Annotated in this window: 5 protein-coding genes; 2 read left to right on the plus strand and 3 right to left on the minus strand. The window is 63.3% G+C overall.

Going from position 1 to position 9,510, the window contains the following annotated elements; translation table 11 throughout:
- Positions 1-246 precede the first annotated feature (246 nt).
- From nirD to OW493_RS12665, 3 genes are read right to left on the minus strand one after another with little or no spacing between them, the layout of a single operon-like run.
- Positions 247-693, minus strand: coding sequence for a nitrite reductase small subunit NirD (nirD, locus tag OW493_RS12655; protein ID WP_077378144.1), 447 nt, complete (start codon positions 691-693; stop codon positions 247-249).
- Positions 690-3,344, minus strand: coding sequence for a nitrite reductase large subunit NirB (nirB, locus tag OW493_RS12660; protein WP_289864331.1), 2,655 nt, complete (start codon positions 3,342-3,344; stop codon positions 690-692). Before nirB ends, nirD begins: the two co-directional genes overlap by 4 nt.
- Positions 3,341-4,753, minus strand: a complete 1,413-nt coding sequence (locus OW493_RS12665) for an FAD-dependent oxidoreductase (protein WP_289864332.1) — start codon at positions 4,751-4,753, stop codon at positions 3,341-3,343. The genes nirB and OW493_RS12665 overlap by 4 nt, the downstream gene beginning before the upstream one ends.
- A 790-nt stretch (positions 4,754-5,543) precedes the next feature.
- On the opposite strand from OW493_RS12665, the gene OW493_RS12670 reads away from it, so the two are divergent.
- Entirely contained in the window at positions 5,544-8,393 is a 2,850-nt protein-coding gene (locus OW493_RS12670) for a nitrate reductase (protein ID WP_289864333.1), read from the plus strand.
- A complete protein-coding gene (gene cobA, locus OW493_RS12675; RefSeq protein ID WP_289864334.1) occupies positions 8,362-9,330 on the plus strand; it encodes a uroporphyrinogen-III C-methyltransferase in 969 nt (322 codons plus the stop codon). The genes OW493_RS12670 and cobA overlap by 32 nt, the downstream gene beginning before the upstream one ends.
- Positions 9,331-9,510 lie beyond the last annotated feature (180 nt).

The raw sequence follows: 9,510 nt of genomic DNA on the forward strand, positions 1-9,510 counted from the left end.
TGCCATCTCGCTTTATAGATTGCATACCTGGTGCCAGATTTCTAGCAAGTCATTCAAAATCAATAGCTTGAGTGATTTCTCTTCGCCAGATGCCTGCCAGGTGGCGGTCAGGCGAGTCGAGGCGTGCGCATTGCCGGGCGGATCATGGTGCGTTGCAGCATGGTTGTGCACCAAATATGTGCCATTTTTCGAGCATATCCGTACGTCATCAATAGCTTATGTGCTTTTCAGGCATCGGCCTGTCCGCTAGCACTGTATCTGCACGGCATCCCCCTCGAGGCGAACCGGCCACACCTGAAGCGAGAGCGTCTCGTCATCCAGGCATTGGCCATCTTTGAGTCGATAGCGCTGCTTGTAGAGCGGCGAGATCACCAGTGGCTCACCGGCATGATCGCCCAGCAGACCGCGGGCGATCACGTTGGCGCCGGATACCGGATCATGATGGTCGATGGCGAACAGCGTGAGGGCGTCGCTGTCCGCGCTGGAGGGTAGCGTGAACAGCGCGATCTGGAAGTCTTGGCCGGCCTGTTCCAGCCAGGCGGCCACCCCGGAGCCCGGCACCAGGTCCCCGCGCTGACAGAGTGTCACCCAGCGAAGTGGCGACTCCTCCTTGGTTGAGGTGTCAGGTGCCGTGTCCTGTGCCGTGTGGCACGCTGTGGAGAGCGGTGTGGAAGCGAGTGCAGGCGATGTCATGAGCGCACCTCCGTGGCCAGGTTGGCCGTCAGTTCTGTTGCCAGGCTGATGCCTGAGTCCGTTCCCTCATCGAGAGAGCCGCCGTCACTGGTGATCAGCTCGCCGCGGCTTGCCGGGCGTATCTGGTCACGCTCGATGATGTTGACCACGGCCGGGTCGGGTCGCTGGTCATTCACGTAGTGGCGGAAGCGCTTGAGCTTCTCGGGACTCTTGAGGGCATTGGCCCATTCGCACTCGTAGCGGTCCACCACCTGTTGCATCTGCTCCTCGAGGGTCTCGCCAAGCCCCAGACTGTCCTCGAGAATCACCTCCTTCAGATAGTCGAGCCCGCCTTCGAGGCCCTCGCGCCAGACAGAGGTGCGCTGCAGGCGATCGGCGGTGCGAATGTAGAACATCAGGAAGCGGTCGATGGTGCGGATCAGTGTCTCGTCATCCAGATCGGTCGCGAACAGCTCCGCGTGACGCGGGCGCATGCCGCCGTTGCCGCAGACGTAGAGGTTCCAGCCGTTCTCGGTGGCGATCACGCCGACATCCTTGCTCTGGGCCTCGGCGCATTCGCGGGTACAGCCGGAGACGGCGAACTTGAGCTTGTGCGGTGAACGCAGGCCCTTGTAGCGGTCTTCCAGCGTCAGCGCCATCGCCATGCTGTCCTGCACGCCATAGCGACACCAGGTGCTGCCGATGCAGGATTTCACCGTACGGGTGGACTTGCCGTAGGCGTGGCCGGTCTCGAAGCCGGCGGCGATCAATTCACCCCAGATATCCGGCAGTTCATGCAGCTGGGCGCCGAAGAGGTCGATGCGTTGCCCGCCGGTGATCTTGGTATAGAGGTTGTAGCGCTTGCCGATCTCGCCGATGGCGATCAGCTTGTCCGGCGTGATCTCGCCGCCGGGAATGCGTGGCACCACGGAGTAGGTGCCGTTCTTCTGCATGTTGGCCATGAAGGTGTCATTGGTGTCCTGCAGCGGAATGTGCGAGGCCTCGGTGATCGGCGCATTCCAGCACGAGGCCAGAATCGAGCCCACTGCGGGCTTGCAGACTTCGCAGCCCAGGGCATCGGGATGGCGACCGTGGCTGGCCATCAGCTCGGCGAAGGTCTGGATGCCTTCGACGCGCACCAGTGAGTAGAGCTCCTGACGGGTATGCGCGAAGTGCTCGCACAGCGAGCGATCGACCTCGACGCCACGACTTTCCAGCTCGGCATCCACCACCTTCTTGAGCAGCGCCGCACAGCCCCCGCAGCCGGTACTGGCCTTGGTGCAGGCCTTGATGGCGCCCAGATCGCTGTTGCCGGCGTCGATGGCGCTGCAAACATCCCCCTTGGAAACGTTGTGGCAGGAGCACAGGGTGGCGCTGTCAGGCAGGGCATCCGCGCCCAGGGTGATGGACTCGCCACTGGCATTCGGCAGGATGAGTGCCGCCGGGTCCTTGGGCGCCGCGATGCCATTGGTGACGTACTGCAGCAGGGTGTCGTAGCGCGAGTTGTCACCGATCAGCACCGCGCCCAGTACCTGCTTGCGGTCCTGCGAGACGACAAGGCGTCGATAGACGCCGTCGGCCTCGTCACAGTAACGATAGCTGATCGCGCCTTCGCTCTTGCCGTGGGCGTCACCGATGGAGCCGACATCCACCCCCAGCAGCTTGAGCTTGGTGGACATGTCGGCGCCCTGGAAGCGGAAGCGCTCCTGCGCATCGCTTGTGGCATCGCCTGTGCTGGCGGCCAGCAGGGACGCCACGCCGCGTGCCATCTGATAGCCGGGCGCGACCAGCCCGAAGATGCGCGATTGCCACAGGGCGCACTCGCCGATGGCGAAGATTTCCGGGTCCGAGGTGCGGCATTCGTCATCGATGATGATGCCGCCGCGCTCGCCGATCTCGAGGCTGGCGCTGCGTGCCAGTGCATCCTGAGGACGGATGCCGGCGGAAAACACGATCAGATCCGCTTCCAGATGCTCACCGTCGGAGAAATTCATCCGCCACTGGTACTCCTCGCCGGGCACGATGTCGGTGGTGGCGCGATTGAGGTGCACTCCCACGCCCAGCGCAGTGATGCGTTGCTTGAGTGCCAGGCCGCCATCCTCATCCAGCTGCACCGGCATCAGGCGTGGCGCGAATTCGACCACATGCGCCTCCAGACCGAGTGACTTGAGGGCGTTGGCGGCCTCAAGTCCCAGCAGGCCGCCACCGACCACCACGCCACGCGTCTTGCCGTCGGCAGCGGCGCGTATCTGGTCGAGGTCTTCCAGGGTGCGGTAGACCAGCCGATTGCTGGCGGCAGCCTCGCTGCCTGGCTCGCCAAGGCCCTGGATGGGCGGCACGAAAGGCGTGGAGCCGGTGGCCAGCACCAGGCTGTCGTAGGGATAGCGCCCTTGGGGAGTGATGACATGGCCGCCGTCGCGATCGATCGCCGTGACGCACTCGTCGAGGTGCAGCGTGATACCGGCGCTGGCGTAATCCTCCACGCTGCCGAGCGCGAGAGATTCGGCATCGCGTCCGGTGAAGTACTCCGAGAGATGTACGCGGTCGTAGGCGATGTGGCGCTCTTCGCCGAAGACATGAATCTGGTAGTGCGCGGTGGCGCCCAGCGCGATCAGCTGCTCGACGCAATGATGGCCTACCATGCCATTGCCGATGATGATCAGGTGTTTCATGCGGCCTCCTCGAAGGTGTCAGGGGTGGTGTCGCGATCAGGATGTTGAGATGCAGTGTTCTGGTGGGTCGCTCTGCCGCCGGGGTCATTCGGTGGGCCAGAGGGTGTCTCGTCCAGTTGTGCCAGCGCTTGTGCGGGCATGAGCAGCAGGTCGTCACGAATCGCTGTCAGTGGCGTGCCTGCCTTGAGGGCTTCGAACAGCGCGTTGCCGGTACTGACATCGCCGTAGAGCACCACCCCGACCAGACGCTCATCGCGCAGCAGCAGGCGGCGGTAGTCACCCAGGGCGTGGTCCTGATAGACCAGCACCTCGTCAGTGGGATGTGGCATCAGCTCGCCGCAGCTGTAGAGGTCGATACCGCTGACCTTGAGACGCGTCGCCAGGGGGGCATTGCGATAGGGCGGGGTCGCTTGCTCAAGAAGATGGCGTGCGAGCACCTCGATCTGTGCCCAGATGGGCTCGATCAGACCGAAGGTCTCGCCCTCCACCTCACAGCATTCGCCCAGCGCGTGAATGTGCGGATCGCTCGTGAGCAGGTGGCCATCGACCTGGACAGCGCGCTGGCAGGCCAGGCCGGCAGCACGCGCAAGCGTGATCTCGGGGCGGATGCCAGTGGCGGCGATGGTCAGTCCGGCGTGCAGTTCACGGCCATCCTTGAGACGCACGCCAGTGATGCGGCCCTTCGGCGTTTCGAGCCACTCTTCGAGGTGCGCGTCGGTGATGATCTCGAGGCCGCGCTCGCTCAGCTCCTGCTCCAGCAAGCCAGCGGCCACGTCATCCAGCTGACGATTCATCAGTCGCTCGCTGCGCTGGATCAGGGTCACCGCCAGTCCGCGCTTGCGCAGTCCTTCGGCGGCTTCGAGCCCCAGCAGGCCGCCGCCGATCACCAGGGCATTGCCGTCGTGACCGGCTCCGGTGCGACAGGCGGCCTGCATCTGCTCGACATCCCTGAGGTCACGAAAGCCCATCAGTCCCGGTGGCCAGTCGTTGGCATCGAGTGCCTGAGGCAGGTGAGTGGGGAGCGGCAGTGGCAGCGCCGGGCGTGACCCCGTGGCGATCACCAGACGCTGATAGGGAATGCGGCGACCGCTGGCGGTCTCGACACAGCGGGCGGCGCGGTCGATCTGACAGGCGGGATCACCGCTGATCCGTGTGATGCCATGCAGCGAGAACCAGTCGGCCTGCTGGCTGATCAGGTCATCGGCTTGCGTCTCGCCCGCCAATAGTGGGGAGAGCTGAATGCGGTTGTAGGGCAGGTGAGGCTCTTCACCGATCACCGTGACTGTCCAGGGGAGCTGGCGATCAGGTGACAGCGCGACCAGTTGCTCCAGCAGCTTCTGCGCCGCCATGCCATGACCGATGATGATCAGGGACGGGGTCGTGTCGCCGGTGGAAGATGACGGATGCATGCTGCCTCCTTGCGATGGGATATCGAGTGCAAAAAAAAGCGCCTGCTTGCCGCCGTGAAGTTCACGACGTCAAGCAGGCGCCTTTGCCTGGAAGATGAGGGCTAAGCATTGGATAGCGAGTTGCAGTGCTGCGCGACGATACGGCTGTCACTCGGGACTGCGGCAGGTCTGACGGACCGTTGGCTGCCGTGCATCCACATGGATGCGCGGCGAGACCTGCGATTCGGGGTCGTCATTGACCCAACCTGTCAGGAATACAGCGAATTTGGTGCCGTCTGAGGAAAAACCACCAACTTTCATTGGTTTGTGAGTATTTCGATGTCGAGGGTCAGGTGTTTTCGAGTGGCTTGAGGCGCCATGGGAGCCGCCTGTCGTGAGGGAATGGTGCAGGAAGTCTCAAGGATGCACAGGGCTGGTGCGACAAGGCGGAGTGAGCGGCAGGGTCTTGCGGCTCCTGTCGACAGACTGGTGAGGCTGAATTGTGCAAGTTGCTGTTATCAAAGAGAAAGAGAAAGGGTTGGTCTGGTATCTGCCTCTTTTACCGCATTCATGTGCAGACATGACTGAGGGATCCATGTTCGCGTCAGCAATGACGTCGGGCATTACATCCGGCCAATGGCGGCTTGATCAGTCAGTCCGCGCGATGACCCGAACCGGGTCAGATACCTAGTCAGTGAACAGATATCAGCAACAGGCAAAGGCGCCTGATGACCGCACGCTTCGTGCTCGGTCGTCAGGCGCCTTTTTCGTGGTCAACGTTCTGTGCTCAATGCACCAGGGAGTGATGTCGATGCAAGTCAGGAATCCCCCAGACGCCCCGCAACCTGCTAGATGTCGTGCCACTACCACCTGCCCGTATTGCGGTGTCGGATGTGGTGTGGCGGTCGAGCTTGAGCAGGACCAGGACAGTGTGCGCATCGTGTCGTTGAGTGGTGATGTCGCGCATCCGGCCAATCATGGCCGGCTCTGCGTCAAGGGCTCCGCGCTTGCCGAGACGCTGTCGGCCGATGGGCGTCTGACGATGCCGCAGGTGCGTGATGAGGCCGGGGTATTGCGAGAGGTGAGCTGGGAGACGGCGCTGGACCTGATCGCCGCACGCTTTGCTGATCTGAGCAGGACGCATGGCGGAGAAAGCATCGCCGCCTATCTCTCGGGGCAGCTGCTGACCGAGGACTATTACGTCGCCAACAAGCTGTTCAAGGGCTTCATCGGTACCCCTCATCTGGATACCAATTCGCGACTGTGCATGGCCTCGGCCGTCGTGGCTCACAAGCGTGCCTTCGGAGCGGACGCCGTGCCCTGCAGTTACGAGGACCTCGAGCGTGCCGAGCTGGTCGTGCTGGTCGGCAGCAATCTGGCCTGGAACCATCCGGTGCTGTTTCAGCGGCTCAAGCAGGCGCGTATCGACAATCCATTGCTGCGAATCGTGGTGATCGACCCCCGGGTGACCGACAGCTGCGAGATCGCCGATCTCTATCTTGGCCTGCGTCCCGGCAGTGATGCGCGTCTCTTCAATGGTCTGCTGGCCTACATGGCAGATCGCGGACGCCTGGATCGCCTCTATCTGAAGGCGCACACTCAGGGCTTCGATGCGGCGCTCAAGGCGGCAAGGCGGGAAGACTGCTCGCTGGCGGCAATCGCGCGTGACTGTGATGTCGATGTGGAGCGTCTCGAGACTTTCTATTACTGGTTCGCGACCCAGTTGCATGTGGTGACGCTGTTCTCCCAGGGTGTGAACCAATCGACCAGCGGTACCGACAAGGGCAATGCGATCATCAATTGCCATCTGGCCGGGGGCAAGCTCGGGCTGCCGGGGGCGGGACCGTTCTCGATCACCGGACAGCCCAACGCGATGGGCGGCCGGGAAGTCGGTGGGCTGGCCAATCAGCTGGCGGCACACATGGACTACGAGACGCCGGGCGCGCGGGAGCTGGTCGGTGAATTCTGGAACGCCCCGAATATCCCTCAGGGGCCGGGGCACAAGGCGGTCGAACTGTTCGCGGCGATCGAGCGTGGAGAGATACAGGCGCTATGGATCATGGCGACCAATCCGGCGGTCAGTCTGCCGGACAGTACGCGCGTACGTGCGGCGCTGGCGGCCTGTCCGCTGGTGATCGTCTCCGAGTGCATGGCGGACAGCGACACCCTGGCGTATGCCGATGTGGTGTTGCCGGCCAGCAGCTGGAGCGAGAAGGATGGCACCGTCACCAATTCCGAGCGCTGCATCTCGCGTCAGCGTGGGTTGCTCGCACCGCCGGGCGAGGCACGTCACGACTGGTGGCAGCTGGCGGAGGTCGGCAAGCGCATGGGGTACCAGGCGGCATTTGGCTACTCGGGGCCCCACGCGATCTTCCGCGAGCACGCCAGGTTGTCCGGCTTCCGCAACGTCGCGCCACGTCACAAGGCGGGCAGCAAGCCTCTGGCGGCTTCCTCGATCAGGCGGCTGTTCAACATCGCGCCGCTGGCCGAGCTGGATCGCGAGGGCTATGACGCGCTCAGACCGATTCAATGGCCGGTACGGCGTGGTGAGAAGGGGGAGCTCATCGGCACATTGCGGTTGTTCGAGGATGCCACCTTCAATACGCCCAATGGTCGCGCACGGCTGGTGCCCGTGACCCCGCAATTGCCGCATCAGGCGCTGAGTGATGCGACACCGCTGCGCCTCAATACCGGTCGCATTCGTGATCAGTGGCACACCATGACACGGACTGCGCGCAGCGCGCGCCTGATGAATCATCGCGCCGAACCCTTCGTGGAGCTTCACCCGCAGGATGCCGCGGCTCGCGGTCTGCAGGAGGGGGCTCTGGCGCAGCTTGCAGGGCGTGATGAGCAGGGGGGCGTGCGTGGCGACTATCGTGCGCGTGTGCGTATCAGTCATGGCCAGCGTCAGGGTGAGGTGTTCATCCCCATGCACTGGAATGATCACTTCGCCAGTCACGGGCGCGCCGGGGCGTTGCTGGCCGGCCTGGTCGATCCTTTCTCCGGTCAGCCGGAATCCAAGCATGGCGCGGTCGATGTCATGCCATTGCCCTGTGAATGGCAGGCCACCTTGCTGATCGCCCCTGGCGTATGGGGTGGGCATGAAGATCTTGCAGGCGCGATGACAGAGCTCGAGGGATGCTATTGGGCGCGCATCCCGCAGGCGACATTGGTGCGCTATCAGCTGGCAGGGGAAGGGCAGCCGGATTGGGCGCTCTGGTGTGAAAGGCATCTGAGTGTTCAGGCGGGGCTCTGGGCACAGGATGTGGCACAGGGAGGCATCAGTGCCGCAGGTTTTCGTGAGGGACGGCTGATCTGGTGGTTGAAGGTCACCGCTGGCGCGGCACGCTCCGACCGACAGCCCAACATCGCCTGGCTGGGGGAATGTTTCGCCTCTGACCAGCTTTCTGCACTTGAGCGTCGCAGTCTCCTCGCCGGACGCCTCTCTGGTCAGGCGGATGTCGGGACGATGGTATGCGCCTGCCATCAGGTCGGCGAACTCACGATTCGGCAGGCTATCCAGTCGGGTGACCGTTGCGTGGAAGCATTGGGGGCGCGATTGGCCTGCGGCACTCGCTGTGGCTCCTGCCTGCCTGAACTCAAACGTCTTGTGGAAGAGGAGCGATCCGATGAGCGGACTGATTCGTTGGAAATGGCGTGATCTGATGGCATCGAGCATCAATTCAGCAACCCTCGGCATCTCCATGGCACGGCTGACGGAAGGCTTGCTGTCGCGTCGCGAGTGGCGTGCCATTGGCGGACAGGCACGATCACGGGCTGATGCCGGGGCCATCACGCCTGCCTGGCACGGGCTTCTTCCGGGACAGGTCGCGTTGGTCGGAGCCGGGCCGGGGGATCCGGATCTGATGACGCTCAAGGCCTGGAGAATGCTCAATGCAGCGGATGCCGTGGTCTATGATCGCCTGGTCGGTGACGAGATTCTGGCTCAGCTTCCGATGCACTGTGAGCGCTATTACGTCGGCAAGGCCTGCGGCAATCACAGCGTACCCCAGGACGAGATCGGCGCGCTGATGGTGCGTCTGGCCAAGGAGGGTATGCGTGTGGTCAGGCTCAAGGGCGGGGATCCCGGTATCTTCGGTCGCATGGGAGAAGAGCTGGCGGCACTTGATGAGGCTGGCATCACCCGTCATGTCGTTCCCGGCATCACCGCGGCCGCCGGTGCGGCAGCTTCGCTGGGCATGCCGCTCACCGACAGGGCTCATGCTCAGCGGCTGCGATTTGTGACCGCCCAGCTGTGCAACCGGAATGACCAGCCCGAATGGCAGCAGCTGGCACGCCGGGATGAAACGTTGCTCTTCTATATGGGGCTGAATCGCCTCGACACCATCTGTGATGAGCTGCAGCGCCATGGTCTGCCGTCAGACTGGCCGATGATGCTGGTGGCCAATGCGAGCCTCCCCGAGCAGCAGGCCTTGCACGGCACCTTGGGCGACATGGTGGCTCGTCTGGCAGAACGCCCGCTGCCGACACCCTGCCTGATCATCGTGGGCAGCGTATGCGAGATGGCAGCGGGGCGAGACCTCGTGATGGCTGCGGCCATGGCACATTCCTCAGAGCGCGAAGCGTGTGTCGCCTGACAAGATCAGCCGCGCCGAGGCGGCTGCAAGGTGGCCAGTCTTGTCACGGGGTCAGAAGGGGAGTCGTTCTGGAGGGCATGTGGATGAATCTTTTATCCACAAGGCCTTGAAACCAGGCCGGTGAATGCGTAAAGTACGCATCCGCTGCCGGGGACGCATGGCGTTACCAGCGGTGAAAGA

Source organism: Cobetia sp. 14N.309.X.WAT.E.A4 (assembly GCF_030397495.1).
GTDB classification, from domain to species: domain Bacteria; phylum Pseudomonadota; class Gammaproteobacteria; order Pseudomonadales; family Halomonadaceae; genus Cobetia; species Cobetia marina.